13 protein-coding genes are annotated in these 14057 nt (G+C 39.0%); 3 read left to right on the top strand and 10 right to left on the bottom strand.

The genetic code is table 11. The features are described from left to right. Positions 1 to 11: 11 nt before the first annotated feature. Both AACH28_RS03605 and AACH28_RS03600 read right to left on the bottom strand, forming a co-directional pair. Positions 12 to 1199 carry an MFS transporter gene (locus tag AACH28_RS03605; RefSeq protein WP_341832266.1) on the bottom strand — a complete coding sequence of 396 codons (1188 nt, stop codon included), beginning with the start codon at positions 1197 to 1199 and terminating at the stop codon, positions 12 to 14. 53 nt (positions 1200 to 1252) lie between these two features. Further along, a complete protein-coding gene (locus AACH28_RS03600; protein WP_088161696.1) occupies positions 1253 to 1504 on the bottom strand; it encodes a hypothetical protein in 252 nt (83 codons plus the stop codon). A 180-nt stretch (positions 1505 to 1684) separates the two neighbouring features. On the opposite strand from AACH28_RS03600, the gene AACH28_RS03595 reads away from it, so the two are divergent. Both AACH28_RS03595 and AACH28_RS03590 read left to right on the top strand, forming a co-directional pair. Beyond that, on the top strand, positions 1685 to 2095 hold the full coding sequence (locus tag AACH28_RS03595) for an OsmC family protein (RefSeq protein WP_313188601.1): 411 nt from the start codon (positions 1685 to 1687) through the stop codon (positions 2093 to 2095). A gap of 113 nt (positions 2096 to 2208) precedes the next feature. Next, positions 2209 to 2646 carry an FKBP-type peptidyl-prolyl cis-trans isomerase gene (locus AACH28_RS03590; RefSeq protein WP_182331961.1) on the top strand — a complete coding sequence of 146 codons (438 nt, stop codon included), beginning with the start codon at positions 2209 to 2211 and terminating at the stop codon, positions 2644 to 2646. A 68-nt stretch (positions 2647 to 2714) separates the two neighbouring features. Here AACH28_RS03590 and AACH28_RS03585 read toward each other — a convergent pair whose 3' ends face one another. The 4 genes from AACH28_RS03585 to AACH28_RS03570 form a co-directional block, all read right to left on the bottom strand. Next, the gene (locus AACH28_RS03585; RefSeq protein WP_075992766.1) at positions 2715 to 3887 is read right to left on the bottom strand and encodes a lipopolysaccharide assembly protein LapB; all 1173 of its coding nucleotides are present in this window, start codon (positions 3885 to 3887) and stop codon (positions 2715 to 2717) included. Between the two features lie 2 nt (positions 3888 to 3889). Further along, the gene (locus tag AACH28_RS03580; protein ID WP_341832265.1) at positions 3890 to 4990 is read right to left on the bottom strand and encodes a hypothetical protein; all 1101 of its coding nucleotides are present in this window, start codon (positions 4988 to 4990) and stop codon (positions 3890 to 3892) included. Positions 4991 to 4998: 8 nt separating this feature from the next. After that, on the bottom strand, positions 4999 to 7563 hold the full coding sequence (gene gyrA / locus AACH28_RS03575; protein ID WP_341832264.1) for a DNA gyrase subunit A: 2565 nt from the start codon (positions 7561 to 7563) through the stop codon (positions 4999 to 5001). Positions 7564 to 7726: 163 nt separating this feature from the next. Further along, positions 7727 to 9826 carry a cation-translocating P-type ATPase gene (locus AACH28_RS03570; RefSeq protein ID WP_341832263.1) on the bottom strand — a complete coding sequence of 700 codons (2100 nt, stop codon included), beginning with the start codon at positions 9824 to 9826 and terminating at the stop codon, positions 7727 to 7729. Between the two features lie 178 nt (positions 9827 to 10004). Here AACH28_RS03570 and AACH28_RS03565 point away from each other — a divergent pair, with 178 nt between their 5' ends. Continuing rightward, positions 10005 to 10853, top strand: coding sequence for a mechanosensitive ion channel domain-containing protein (locus tag AACH28_RS03565; RefSeq protein ID WP_341832262.1), 849 nt, complete (start codon positions 10005 to 10007; stop codon positions 10851 to 10853). Here the strand turns inward: AACH28_RS03565 and coaA are convergent. The 4 genes from coaA to AACH28_RS03545 all read right to left on the bottom strand — a co-directional run bounded on the left by coaA (position 10850) and on the right by AACH28_RS03545 (position 14040). Continuing rightward, positions 10850 to 11809 carry a type I pantothenate kinase gene (gene coaA / locus AACH28_RS03560; protein WP_341832261.1) on the bottom strand — a complete coding sequence of 320 codons (960 nt, stop codon included), beginning with the start codon at positions 11807 to 11809 and terminating at the stop codon, positions 10850 to 10852. The two genes, AACH28_RS03565 and coaA, sit on opposite strands and share 4 nt — an antisense overlap. A gap of 132 nt (positions 11810 to 11941) precedes the next feature. Then, positions 11942 to 12343: an OsmC family protein gene (locus AACH28_RS03555; protein WP_088161689.1), complete on the bottom strand. Its 402-nt coding sequence runs from the start codon at positions 12341 to 12343 to the stop codon at positions 11942 to 11944. Positions 12344 to 12355: 12 nt separating this feature from the next. Further along, positions 12356 to 12736 (bottom strand): methylglyoxal synthase, encoded by a 381-nt coding sequence (locus AACH28_RS03550; protein ID WP_046673562.1) that lies wholly within the window; start codon positions 12734 to 12736, stop codon positions 12356 to 12358. A gap of 71 nt (positions 12737 to 12807) precedes the next feature. Continuing rightward, positions 12808 to 14040 (bottom strand): nucleoside recognition domain-containing protein, encoded by a 1233-nt coding sequence (locus tag AACH28_RS03545; protein WP_075992759.1) that lies wholly within the window; start codon positions 14038 to 14040, stop codon positions 12808 to 12810. Between the last annotated feature and the right edge of the window lie 17 nt (positions 14041 to 14057).

The raw sequence follows: 14057 nt of genomic DNA, 5'->3' as shown, positions 1-14057 counted from the left end.
TGTTTAGGAGACTATGGTGTCAGCTCCCGCCGTTTTTGATAGAGTAGGTTGCCAACAACGGCAAAACCAATAGAGACCATAATGGTACTAAATGGGTATATCGCTGTCATACCCATATTATTGGCCACAAAGCCAATTAATGGGCCTGTGATACCTAGTGAAATGTCTATAAATAGTCCGTAAGCAGCGAGAGCAGAGCCTTGTTGACTTTGATCTACCCGCTTAATGGCTTCGACACCAAGCGCTGGAAATACCAGTGAGAAGCCAAAACCCGTTAATGCTGCGCCCAATAGAGTCCATAATGGATCAATAGCCACGGCGATAACCATGAGACCTAATGTTTCAACGAAAAGACTCACTAAAGCAACTTTAAGTCCGCCATATTGGTCAATAACCTTATTGAAAATAAGCCGTGTTAAAATGAAGAATACGCCAAATATAGTTAAGCAAGCTGCGCCATTTTGCCAATTGAAATGTTCATAGTAAAGCGTCATAAAAGTGGAGATGCTGCCAAAGCCTAGACCTCCTAAAGCAAGACAGATTCCAAAAGGTGCTACTAAAAGCAATACACGTTTAAAACTCACTTTTTCAGCCTTTTTTCGTGCCACTTGGTAGGGTGTTTTAGCGCGACAATAAAAATAACCAAGGAGGCCAACTGCACTGGTCAGTAGAGCCAAAGCTTCGTAATTGATATGATCCACCATCAAAACACCCAAGGGGGCACCAATAGCCAATGCACCATAGCTGGCTATTCCGTTGAAAGAAATCGCTTTTGCGGCATGTTCATCGCCGAGTTCCATTAATGCCCAATTTATTGGGCTCGCACCCACCAGACCCTCTCCAATTCCAGTAAACAAACGGGTAACAAGCAGAAGCCCTAAACTGATAAAAGGCTGTGATTTAAATAAGAAAACAAGGAGCAGAAGGAGTCCAGATAATGCAAAAAATAACATGCTGCGCAAAACTGAAATCTTGGGACCCTTGGTGTCCACAATTTTTCCTGCATAAGCGCGGAGTAAGAATGTAGCAACATACTGAACACTAATGACCAATCCTGCAATAATTGTATTAAATCCTAAAGTTTGATGAATAAAGATGGGAAGGGTTGCAAGCGATAGGCCGATTGTGAAATAACCAAGGAAAGTTAAAGAGACATAGCCTAAAATCTTTTGATTGACCTCCCGAAGAGAAATTGTCATTATAAAAAATTTTAGGCGAAATTACGTCTTTATGCTTGTTTTTAGAAATAAAATCAATAAACAACTGTCTCTTTAATATCACAATTTTTCTCGAGCCATTCTTGATCAAACTGTTTTGGTGAAATTCTTTTGCCTTGATAGATATAGTAAACTTTTTCAGATTCACCCTTTACTGGAGGACCGGGGATTTTATTAACAATCTTCTCTTCAGGGCAGTCTTGTATTAAAGCCTGTTCTTTGACTTGACGAGTTTTACATGAAGTGAACGCAATTACAAAGATAAAAAGGTACAGTAGTTTATTCATGAGTTTAGTTTTAATACAACTGTTAACGTAAGCACTATCTAAAATGCGACATCAATTTATTCAATAGTGTACAACTTTTTGATCGACTATTTGTTCTATAAAAGATACCTGAAAAGTTAGAAACGCGACAGGAGAAATTGACATAGGAAAAATTAAATTGAATAATTGATCGTAGAAAACATGAGAAGAAAAGCAACAGCCCAATGGAATGGCAATCTGAAAGAAGGAAAAGGTAGTCTGACTACAGACAGTACAGCGTTGGATCATACGCAATATTCATTTTCGACACGTTTTGAAAATGGTATTGGGACAAATCCCGAAGAATTATTGGCAGCAGCGCATGCTGGATGTTTCACCATGCAATTGAGCGCTTATCTTTCTGAGTCTGGTTTTGTTCCCGAGGAATTAACGACAGTGTCGACAATTGTTTTCGAAAATGGTTCAATTGTACGGTCCGAACTGGAGCTGAAAGGAAAGGTCCCAACGATTACCGAAGCTGAGTTTCAAACAATAGCGCATAAAGCGAAGGAAAACTGTCCTGTGAGTAAGGCTTTTAGTTTCGAGAAAACCTTAGATGCAAAGCTACTATGATAAAGGTACAGTATTGAACAAAAACCCGGCCTTTTTTCGTAAAAAGGAGAAAAAGCTGTTATTTTGAGGATATCATAAATAATTAGCAATATTGAATTTTAATCAATTGAGTTTTGGTTCAGAGAAAGAAAAATAAGTTAAGTTTAGCAGCGCTTGCGGAAAAGAATTTGGAGGCTGGAAAGGTCTTTTTGGAAAAGTATGCACAACAGGAAGGTGCTGTTGTATGTGCATCGGGTTTGCACTATAAGGTATTAACAAAAGGGGCGGGGCAGATTCCCAAAAAGTCAGCGAAGGTTATCTGCCATTATAAAGGTGAGCTTTTAGATGGAACTGTATTCGATAGTTCCTATAAGCGGAAGCGTCCCGAAACGTTTTATATCAATGAACTCATAGTCGGTTGGCAAGAAGCGATTTCAATGATGCCCGTTGGGTCAATCTGGGAAGTGTGTCTTCCACCAAAGCTGGCTTATGGAAAGGAAGAATTGTTACCTCGAAAAGGAGGGGAATGTACGTTGATATTTCAGATTGAGTTGATTGCCATTTTAGCTTAACACAAAAAAGACTTTCATAAAAAAGCCCGCATCTTGTTATGCGGGCTTCTTTATGAAAGTTTATTTTTTTATTCTACTTCTTTGATCTTAGCATTGATTTCGGCAGTTTTAGCTTCGTCTTGCATAAAAATATAGTAATTCTTTAAATTCGTTAAAGCATCTACATTTTTGGGCTGCAAAGAAACTGCTTTCTCTAAGTACGGAAGCACTGGCTTTAATTCTGCTTTAATCTTATTTAATTCTGCATCATATTGTGCCTGCGTCAATTTTCTGTTATTATTAACAACATTTAATTTTTCACGTGTTTTGTTCATCAACGTGATCGCCAAATTTGTATTTGCTTCAAAAAAGTTAGGGTCGATTTCCAAAGCCTTTTTGTATGCTGCAACTGCTGCATCCTCATTTTTCGCTGAAGATTGGGCAATACCTAAGTAATAATTTAAGCTTTTATTGTTTGGATCTTTTGCTAATTGTGCAGTAATGGCATCAATTGTTTCTTTTTCGTGACCTGTAATCAAATTCAATTCGATGTTTTGAGTCATTGCTGCATTGTCATCTGGATAAGCTTCAGCTGCTTTTTTTGCATATTCAAGTGCTGAAGTCGTATCTTGCATAGAGAGGTACAATTTGGGTAAATCGACCATAATCGTTTTATGCGAAGAGAAATCTTTTCTTGGAATTAGTTCTTTATAACGTTCCACAGCATTCTTATAATCTTTGTTTGATAGTGCTGCAACGCCACTGTAATAAGTAACTAATGTATCTCCAGGAAGGTATGTCAATGCTTTTGTAAAGGAGCTGTAAGACTCAGCATATTTTTGTGCTTGATAGGCTTCTGCACCCAAATTGAAGTTATATTGTCCTAGAATTTGTTCTGCAACAGTAATATTCGCTTTATTTGCACCATCTGTATCGAGCTGTTTTGCTCTGGCAATTCCGTCCTCAGCTAATTTCGCTAATTCAGATGACTTATCTATTGTTGATAGATTTGCATTCACCAATGCGTATACCGTCCATGCTTCAGCATTATCTTTTGTTTTGTCATTGACAACAGCTGCGTCAATAGCTTCTTTCGCCGATTTCAAATTGGAGATACCCAATTGAACTGTACCAGCGTCTTTCAATTCTTGGAATTTCGCTAGGGCTGACTTAGCCTTTTTAACATTACCCGTCTGCGCAAAAGAAACTGAGGTAGATACAGTACCTATTGCTGCTAATAATAATAGAGATTTTAAATTCATATCTATTTAACTGTTAATTGATTCAATAATAAATTCACTCTGTCTAATTGTGATGCGTCATCAATAAGCTTATAATATTTAGCCAAAGCTTTAAGCGCATTGACATCATAAGGCTTAATCTCATTTGCCTTCAACAGATACTCGATGGTCAACTCTTGTATATCTTGGTTGGAAGGTTCCTTTAATAAAGTTTCCAGATTGATTAATCCTAATGCAAGATTAGATTCATAATTATTCGGATCCAACCGCAATACATTATTATAATATTCTTTCGCTCGTTTTATATCATTGGCGTTTTCATAAGAATAGCCCGCAATATAGTTCAGTTTGACATTTTCAGGTTCTAAACGAATGGCATCAGCAATGACATTTAAGATAGCGTCATAAGAATTATTGGCAGAATACACATCAATTAGTCTAAAAAGTATCTGTTTATTTTCAGGAAATATAGCATGTCCTTTTTCAAGAACGTTCAAGACATCCTGTTTAGTACCTCCGAGCGAATAAATCTGTGCCAATTCAAGAAAGTAATTAGGTTTTGGATGTTCACTTTTAATGAGTTCATCATAATATTTGATCGAATTCATATAATCTTTATTCTTGCCCGAGAGTACGGCCAGATTATATTTGAGATCATTATTTTTGAAGCCAAGTGAATCTATTCGAAGGTAAGCTTTATACGCTTTGTCAAACTTACCATCTTTTAAAGCCAAAGCTCCCTGATAGGAGATAGCTCCAGCAAGATTTTGACGAATATAGTCCATCTCTGCAGGAAAGTTTCGACGTGCTTTTTTTTGATCCAGAAGCTTAAGTGATTTGATGGATACGTCGATAGGATCCATTTTATATGGCTGCTTCCTTGTTGAATCTGCAACTGCCAAGGAGCTATATACCAATGCTCTTAAAAGATTATTGTTGACGGAAGCCGAATCTTTCTTCGATTGGAAGGCAGCGTCTGCAAACTTTCGCGCATTTTCAAGATTTTTAAATTCGCCAGTTTTGGTATATAAAGCAAAACTGTTGCTGCCCTCTTTCAGATTGGATTGGGCAACAACAGTTAAACTACTTGCAGATATTAACAATGATATCAGTAAGTTTTTCATTAGACTATTTATTCTTCGTTTGAGTCCGTGTTTTCTTCAGAAGTCGAATCGCCATTTTCCGTTGACTCTTCGGTCAGTTCAGACTCTTCTTCAGATTCTTCTTCACGATCGACTTTCGTAATAGAAGCGATCTCGTCGTTATCTTTTAAATTAATGAGTCTTACACCTTGTGTTGCACGTCCCATTACTCTTAATTCTTCCACAGCAATACGGATAACAATACCAGACTTGTTGATGATCATTAAATCTTCGTTGTCTGTAACGCCTTTTATCGCAACGAGTTTGCCTGTTTTATCTGTAACGTTGATTGTTTTCACACCTTTACCACCACGATTCGTTACGCGATAATCCTCGATATCTGTCCGTTTTCCGTATCCTTTTTCAGAAACGACCAACACGGTAGTTTCCGAATCATTCACACTAATCATGCCAATCACTTCGTCACTTTCAGCTCCCAAGGTGATACCACGTACACCTGTTGCCGTTCTGCCCATTGGACGAACTGTAGATTCATTGAAACGAATTGCTCGACCAGAACGGAGAGCCATGACAATTTCACTACTTCCAGTAGTCAAACAAGCTTCAATTAATTGATCGCCTTCATTGATATTGATGGCATTGATACCGTTTGCTCTTGGACGAGAATAGGCTTCCAACGACGTCTTCTTAATCGTACCTTTTTTTGTACACATAATAATGAAGTTGTTTTCCAAATATTCTTGGTCTTTCAAGTTCTTCACCAGGATGAAGGCCTTGATTTTTTCTTCTTTTGGAACATTGATGATATTTTGAAGGGCACGACCTCTAGAAGTACGGCTTCCTTCAGGAATCTCAAATGCACGCAACCAGAAACAGCGACCTGCCTCTGTAAATAGCAGCATATAATTATGTGCTGAGGCTGTGATGATGTGCTCGGTAAAATCTTCTTCGCGTGTGTTTGTGCCAATTGATCCACGACCACCGCGGCCTTGGCGTTTGTACTCGGATAATGGAGTACGTTTTACGTAACTATTGTGGGAGATTGTGATAACGATTTCTTCATCATCAATAAAATCTTCCATACGCATATCTTCAGCAGAGTGTACAATCTGAGATCTACGTTCGTCGCCGTATTTTTCCTTGATTTCAATCAACTCGTCTTTGATAATTTTCATACGAAGCTCTTCGTCTTCCAATATCGATTTCAAATAGTCAATTGTTTTCATCAATTCAGCATATTCCTCTTTAATCTTATCACGTTCCAGTCCTGTTAGACGACGTAAGGTCATATCGAGGATCGCGCGAGCCTGAAGGTCGGACAGGCCAAATTTCTCCATTAATCCAACGCGTGCATCTTCTGGTGTATCCGAGTTACGGATCAATTTGATGACTTCATCCAAATGATCTAAAGCAATTAAATACCCTTCTAGAATATGAGCACGTTTTTCAGCTTCTGCCAGTTCATAGCGTGTACGTCTAACGATTACATCATGTCTATGCTCCACAAACTCATGAATCATATCTTTCAGATTCAACAGCATTGGCCTTCCTTTAACTAAAGCAATGTTGTTTACTGAAAATGAAGTTTGTAGCGCTGTATATTTAAACAAATTGTTTAAAACAACATTTGCATTTGCATCACGTTTGATGTCGTACACAATACGCATACCCGTACGGTCCGATTCATCACGGATGGCAGAGATACCTTCTAGTTTCTTCTCATTAACCAGTTCGGCTGTACGCTCGATCATATTCGCCTTGTTCACCTGATAGGGAATTTCGGTAACAATAATCTGCTCTCTTCCAGACTTGGTTGCCTCTATTTCAGCTTTTGCACGCATGACAATACGGCCACGTCCCGTATTACAAGCATCTTGAACCCCGGCATAGCCGTAGATCAATGCGCCTGTAGGGAAGTCTGGGCCTTTGATGTGCTGCATCAATTCTGGAACCTCAATATCACGATTATCAATAAAAGCGATTGTACCATCGATAACCTCAGATAGGTTATGTGGAGCCATATTTGTAGCCATACCTACAGCAATACCCGAAGCTCCATTTACCAGGAGGTTTGGAATACGCGTAGGAAGGACTGTTGGTTCTTGTAAGGAATCGTCAAAGTTATTTTGGAAATCAACAGTATCTTTGTTGATATCGGATAGCATTTCCTCGGCAATTTTCTTTAATCTTGCCTCAGTATAACGCATCGCCGCAGGTGGATCGCCATCAATGGAACCGTAGTTACCTTGACCATCTACCAAAGGGTAGCGTAAACTCCAATCTTGAGCCATACGAACCATGGTGTCATAAACGGACGAATCACCATGTGGGTGATACTTACCTAATACGTCACCGACGATACGGGCAGACTTTTTGTAAGGCTTGCCACTGGTAACCCCTAAGTCCAGCATGCCATAAAGAACACGTCTGTGTACTGGTTTCATGCCATCACGGGCATCAGGAAGTGCTCTTGATACAATGACAGACATGGAATAGTCAATGTAGGCAGACTTCATCTGATCCTCGATGTTGATTGGGATAATCCGGTCGTTTGCCGGAACAAGATTGTTGTCGTTTTCTGTTTCTTCAGCCATATGAATTTGGTTTCAATAAAACTAGTAAGCAAGCCCTGTAAACTGGCTTGCTACGCATGCGAAGTTACAAAAATTTAACCTCAAAAGCGAATGATTTAAGCCCTAATATACACAAAAAAGACAATCTTTTATGGATTGTCTTGGTACTTATGGGGTATCGTTTTTATTTGATTTTTTTAAAACGGAGCCGAATCGAATTGCCTATGACAATTAAGTCTGAAAAGGCCATGCTTAAGGCTGCAAGCATAGGTCCGAGAAAGCCCACAGCCGCAAGCGGTATGGCCACAATATTGTACGCGAAGGCCCAAAATAGATTTTGTTTTATTGTCAATAGGGTATGGTGACCAATCTTTAGCAGCTTTTCAATGGATTTGAGATCATTGTTTAATAAAACCACCTTTGCCGATTGAATAGCAATATGTGTCGAATCACCGAGCGAGATGCCAACATCGGCAGCAGCTAATGCCGGAGCGTCATTGATACCGTCGCCAACCATTGCGGTAGGACCATTCTTTTTGAGCTTGAACAATATCTCTAGTTTTTCTTCTGGCGACTTATCCCAGTATACATCAGCAATACCAAGCTTTTGTGCTGTGCGTTCACATTTACTTTGTCGATCCCCACTCAAAAGAATAGGGCGTATCCCTTTATCTTTGAGGTACTGGATGAGTTCCTTTGCATAAGGCTTAATCTGATCTTCCAATACAATGCCAGCAATTACAACGCCATTGATTGTTAAGGCAAGATCATAGCGATTGGAGTAATCCTTTTCACCAAGTTTTGCATTGCAAATGGAATAGTTATTACCATTTGTGTCTGTAGCAAATATCCCTTTCCCTTTTATTTCATTGACTTCCTTGAAGATAATGCGGTAAGATTTTATCTCCTTGAGTTGTTTTCGGATCGACTTGGCAATCGGATGACTCGAATAACTCTCCAATTGTGCTATGATCGATTCGACCTGCGATTGTTCAATACCAAAGGTCTGAATCGCTTTGATATTAAAATCGCCAGTTGTTAAGGTGCCCGTTTTGTCAAATACCATCTGTTTGAGATCGGACATCTCCTCAATGGTGCTTCCGCCTTTGATCAGTATGCCTTTTTTTGCAGCTCTTCCTAGACCAACCATGACAGCTGTAGGTGTTGCTAACCCCATGGCGCATGGGCAAGATACAACAAGTGTAGCTATCGCATTCATGAGGGATTGTTGGAGCGGTAATTGTGCAATAAAGTAAGTAATAAAAAAAGTGAAAAATGATATCGTAACGACGATTGGGACGAAATAAGCGGCTACTTTATCACCGAATTTTTGAATAGGTGGCTTTTTACTTTGCGCATCTTTAATTAATTGAATAATCTGATACAGTACACTTTTGGACCCAACTTTGGTCGCCACGATTCTGATATTTCCTTCAGTTAGTAACGTCCCACCAATGACAGCATCATATTTGAGTTTTTCAATAGGTAGACTTTCTCCGGTTAGCATAGATTCGTCCACCCAAGCCTGTCCTTCCAAAATATCGCCATCAACAGGTATCTGATTTCCGGAATTTACCTTTAAAATATCACCTGATTTAATGTCTCGGGCTAATATCTCTACTTCTTGGTCGTCTTCAATTTTAATAGCAGGTATATCTTGATATTTAACCAACTCTTTGATTGCTGATGTGGTTTTGGTAACGGCTCTTTTTTCGAGGACATTACCCAAAAATACCAATGTTATAATTGTTGCGCATGTTTCGTAGAACAGGTAATCATGTCCTAGATTATAATATGTTCCAATGAGGCTATAGCTAAACGCAGCTGTAGATCCAACAAAGATGAGTACATCCATATTGGGCATTTTGTTCCAGATGGAACGGAATGCGCTGATTCCAAAATAGGAAAAACCAATAATATAAACTGGGACACATAGCGCAAGTTGGATATACGGATCATGCAGAATGGGTAAGTCCATAAACATGTGGCTCCACAGGGGTATGGTGAAGATGAGGCAGCAAAGGAACTTAAAATCAATAGATTTCCAAAAGCTAGGCTTCTTATCCTTACCCGAAATAACTTTGTAACCCAAAGACTCGATACCTTTGACTAGCACAGGTATTTGTTCCAGGGGGATCTCCGAAAATTTCACTTCATCTGAGGCGAAATCGACGTAGATATCCTTAGCGCCGTTGTTTTCTAGGTATTTGTGGATTGAAATAGCACAATTTGCACAATGCATTCCGCTTACGTTAAGTTCAGTTTGCACGTTCGATTCCTTCATTTAATAGCATGTAATGTCTTTAGGCAAAGATAGCTATTTCCTGATAATGCTTTTTACGTAAAGTAAAATTGTTTAGTTTAGCAAGCCTGTTTGTGGCCGTTTTACATGAACTATCGTGCATAGCGAATGGGAGGACATTAAAATTTGACTAGACAGACAACTTAAGCTTGTGTAAAAAATGACAAAACCAATTTCAATTTCTTTTATTGTACGAATTATACTGCTGATTGCGTTAACGGCATCATTTGTTCAATTTGAAACCTTTTATATGCAGCGGGAGGTCATCCGGAATATGGCTTACGGCTTAAATACTTTTCTAACAGCTAGTGTCCTGATCTCAATCGGTCATTTTATCCTTGTAAAACTATACAACAGTCGAAATCAACAGCAGGTTGTCCGGGGTAATTTTGTGCTCGGAATTACACGTGTAGCTACAGTAGGTAATGTTTTTTTTATTATAGTTAGCCTAATGATAGCGGTTGGTATTAATCCAAAAGATTTTATCACCAGCATGACAATTGTCGCAATGGCAATTGCGGTAATTTTTAGAGAATATATCACGAATATGATATCCGGTTTAATTATTATGTTTTCGGATCAATTTTCCGTAGGAGATCGCATAAAAATAGGTGAATATCAGGGGAAAATTGTTGATATCACATTGGCCAATCTGGTTGTGCGCGATGAAGATGATGATGCTGTGATGATTCCCAATAATTTGGTGTTTACAGCGACGTTGGTCAATAAGACTTCTCAAAAGTCAAATAAAATTGTTGTAAAGTTTGAATTACCGATTGATCGCTCATTTTCAGTGGCGGAATTGGAACAGTATTTAAGTCCATTATTTCAGAAAAATCCAAATTTAGACCATTCCCAGGGCTTTACAATTAAGGTCGCCGATATGACTAAAGACTATATCAAGTATAAAGTTGAGGTTAGTACAATCTCGTCCAGCAACAAAATACATCAACAGGTCCAGAGCAACATATTAAATGAAATCCTCCAGTTTACAAGAATGCAGGGTTAAATCTTTCTTACTTTGACATTTTTAACAAAGTGGTGGCTTCCTTTTTCTAAAATGAGATCCGCGCGATATCTAGTCGGCAAAATGTTTTTAAGTAGATTGGGCTTATTAATTTCGTTCCAGATATTTACAGCCATGGTATGGCTTTCATCAGCTGTCATATTTGCATATTTATGGAAAAATGAAGCCGGATTTTGAAATGCCGTAGCACGCAGTGATTCAAATCGATTGGTATACCATTCAATAAGATTTTTCTCGCTGGCATGTACATAGATTGAATAATCAAAAAAGTCGGAAACGAATACGCTATGTCCCTTTCGTGGTCGTTGGGAATTGACTTGTAATACATTTATGCCTTCTACAATTAGGATGTCGGGTTGTTCAATCACTTGTTGCTGCTCGTCTGGCAAGACGTCATAGACCAAGTGGCTGTATACTGGTACCGCAATTTTTGGAGCCCCTGATTTCACTGCTGAAAGAAAATGAATCAATCTTTTGGCATCATAGCTTTCAGGAAAGCCTTTTCGGTTTAGAATACCGCGTTCGATAAGTTGTTGGTTGGGGTATAGAAAACCGTCTGTGGTCACCAAATCAACCTTCGGTTTGGATGGGAGTAAACTTAGGACGCGCTGCAAAACCCGGGCAGTAGTACTTTTTCCGACAGCGACCGACCCAGCTATACCAATGATATAAGGCAGTTTGCTCTCTTCTTTGCCAAAGAACCGGTTTGTACGCTGGTGAAGGCTCTGGAAACGATCAATATGAATCTCAAGTAGATGACTTAAGGGAAAGTAGACTTCTTCTATTTCCTGATTTGTCAAAGGTTCATTCAGTGCATGTAGATTTTCCAGGTCTTCGACACTGAAATTGTACAATACCTTCCCGTTTAAATTTTTCCAATCTTCCCGTTTGATCGATCTAAAAGGCGAGTCTATTGCTATTTGCGGATCCAATTGCATCGTTTGCTTTATTTTTATTACAAATATCTATATTGCAGGACAAGTAAACCTTTACTATTCGATTCTATCGAAATTAAAGGTCTTTTTTGCGCGGACAAATATAAATAGTGTTATCCGTTATCCCAAGAAACATTATAAATGATTTGAAGTTATTACAATAGGATTTGATAATATTTTATGAACAGGACACTTTTCAGCTATTTTAAACAAACGCTGCTTTTGAACCTCATCTAAATCTCCTTTAAAGCTAATAAAGCATTGTATATAGGTCGTTTGTTGCTGTTCACTTGTTTGTACCTCATAAGATAAACGCACCAGCACTTCTTCCAGGGGCCAGTTTTTGCGGTCAGCATACATTTTGACTGTGATGGCTTTGCAGCTCCCTAAAGAGGATAGTAATAGTGGAGTAGGGTTTATGCCCTGATCTTCACCGCCTACATCTTCAGGTTCATCAACCGTTATTTGATGCTTGCCGTATTGTACGGTAGTTGTATAGGGTGTTTTCCCTATTGAAACAATTACTTCATTGTCCATAAGCGATTAAAATTATGATTCAACGTCCTCTAATAGCCCTTCAATGATGAGGCTTCCTGTTGCAGGGTTTGTTGCCAAAGGGACATTATAAAGATCACATACACGCATGAGCATTTGAATATCTGGTTCATGTGCGTGTTTTCCTAGTGGATCGCGAAAGAAAATAATACCATCAACTTTTCTTTCGGCCGCTAAAGCTGCGATTTGTGCATCACCACCCATGGGGCCACTCAATTTCAATTCCACAGGCAAGCCTGTCTGTCTGACGTAAGAGCCCGTAGTACCTGTGGCAATGATATTGGCGCGCTCCAATAATTCCTGGTGGTCTTTGACAAATGCGACCATTTCAGGTTTTTTGCCGTCGTGGGCTATTAGTGCAATTGTTTTTTTCATCAGTATATAATTATATGTAAAAGAATCGGTTCAAATCTAAATACAGAACCTTTCTCGGTCAGTTTTGTATACTATTTAAAAAATATGTATGAGATAATTATTGCTGCGATTACACCCGCTAATTCCGCTAATAATGCGCATGGTAATGCATGCCGTGTACGCTTAATTCCCACAGCACCAAAATATACTGCGAGGACATAAAAAGTAGTTTCTGTTGATCCCTGAATAACACAAGCAACCCTGGCAGCGAAGTCCATTGGCCCCTTGGCATTCATCAAATCGACCATAAGTCCGCGTGCACCGGATCCACTGAGCGGTTTCATAAAGGCTACAGGTAAAGCGTCTACAAACGATGTATCTAGACCACATAATGCGATAGCCTTGGAAATTCCAGCGACCATATAGTCCATGGTTCCTGATGCTCTAAATACAGCGATACCAACAAGCATCGCGACGAGATAGGGTATTATTTTTACAGAGACTTCGAAGCCCTCTTTGGCACCCTCTATAAATGAATCGTATACATTCACTTTACGGAAAAGAGCCAAACCTATAAAAGAGGTAAATAAGCTAAATAAAATAAGATTGCCGAATACCTTGCTGAATATTTCAATTTCTGTTTGTTGCAGTCCCGAAAAGTAATAAAGTAGTCCACCGATAAATAGTCCCATTGCTCCCAGGTATCCTAGAATTACACGGTTAAATAAATTGATTTTTTGGTAGATGGAAACGAGAATTAATGCCACCAATGTGGAAAAGAAGGTTGCGATCAGAATTGGCAGAAATACATCTGAAGGATCTGGTGCACCAGCTTCTTTCCGATAAGCCATAATTGAAATAGGCAAGAGGGTTAAGCTAGATGCATTGAGCACAATAAACATGATTTGTGCATTGGTAGCTGTTTCCTTATTTGGATTGAGCTCCTGGAGTTCTTTCATGGCTTTAAGCCCCAATGGCGTTGCCGCATTATCTAATCCTAGTGCATTAGCCGAGAAATTCATAAGAATAGAACCAAGCGCAGGGTGATTTTTGGGTATCTCTGGGAATAGTTTATGGAAAAAAGGGCCCACGATTTTTGCGAAGATATTGATCATACCGCCTTTTTCGCCAATTTTCATAATCCCAAGTGCAAAACTCATCATGCCGATCAGTCCTAAAGAGATTTCTGCTCCTGTTTTTGCACTGTCAAAGATTGAATTTACAATTTGCTGAAAGATTTCCGTATCTCCGAAAAAGATTAGTTTTACAAGGGCTACGGCAAATGTGATTAAGAAAAATGCAACCCAAACGTAGTTTAATGCCATATAGATTTAAAATATGC

It is taken from the genome of Sphingobacterium thalpophilum (assembly GCF_038396785.1).
Taxonomy (GTDB): domain Bacteria; phylum Bacteroidota; class Bacteroidia; order Sphingobacteriales; family Sphingobacteriaceae; genus Sphingobacterium; species Sphingobacterium thalpophilum_A.
This window is presented reverse-complemented; position numbering and strand designations above follow the sequence as displayed.

Bases quoted from the DNA above. Each gene is read 5' to 3' on its own strand.
- AACH28_RS03555 (WP_088161689.1), bottom strand. From the start codon at position 12,343: ATGGACAATGAAGTAATTGTTTCAATAGGGAAAACACCCTATACAACT.
- AACH28_RS03580 (WP_341832265.1), bottom strand. From the start codon at position 4,990: ATGAAAAACTTACTGATATCATTGTTAATATCTGCAAGTAGTTTAACT.
- AACH28_RS03545 (WP_075992759.1), bottom strand. From the start codon at position 14,040: ATGGCATTAAACTACGTTTGGGTTGCATTTTTCTTAATCACATTTGCC.
- AACH28_RS03565 (WP_341832262.1), top strand. From the start codon at position 10,005: ATGACAAAACCAATTTCAATTTCTTTTATTGTACGAATTATACTGCTG.
- AACH28_RS03595 (WP_313188601.1), top strand. From the start codon at position 1,685: ATGAGAAGAAAAGCAACAGCCCAATGGAATGGCAATCTGAAAGAAGGA.
- AACH28_RS03585 (WP_075992766.1), bottom strand. From the start codon at position 3,887: ATGAATTTAAAATCTCTATTATTATTAGCAGCAATAGGTACTGTATCT.
- AACH28_RS03605 (WP_341832266.1), bottom strand. From the start codon at position 1,199: ATGACAATTTCTCTTCGGGAGGTCAATCAAAAGATTTTAGGCTATGTC.
- coaA (WP_341832261.1), bottom strand. From the start codon at position 11,809: ATGCAATTGGATCCGCAAATAGCAATAGACTCGCCTTTTAGATCGATC.
- AACH28_RS03570 (WP_341832263.1), bottom strand. From the start codon at position 9,826: ATGAAGGAATCGAACGTGCAAACTGAACTTAACGTAAGCGGAATGCAT.
- AACH28_RS03600 (WP_088161696.1), bottom strand. From the start codon at position 1,504: ATGAATAAACTACTGTACCTTTTTATCTTTGTAATTGCGTTCACTTCA.
- gyrA (WP_341832264.1), bottom strand. From the start codon at position 7,563: ATGGCTGAAGAAACAGAAAACGACAACAATCTTGTTCCGGCAAACGAC.
- AACH28_RS03550 (WP_046673562.1), bottom strand. From the start codon at position 12,736: ATGAAAAAAACAATTGCACTAATAGCCCACGACGGCAAAAAACCTGAA.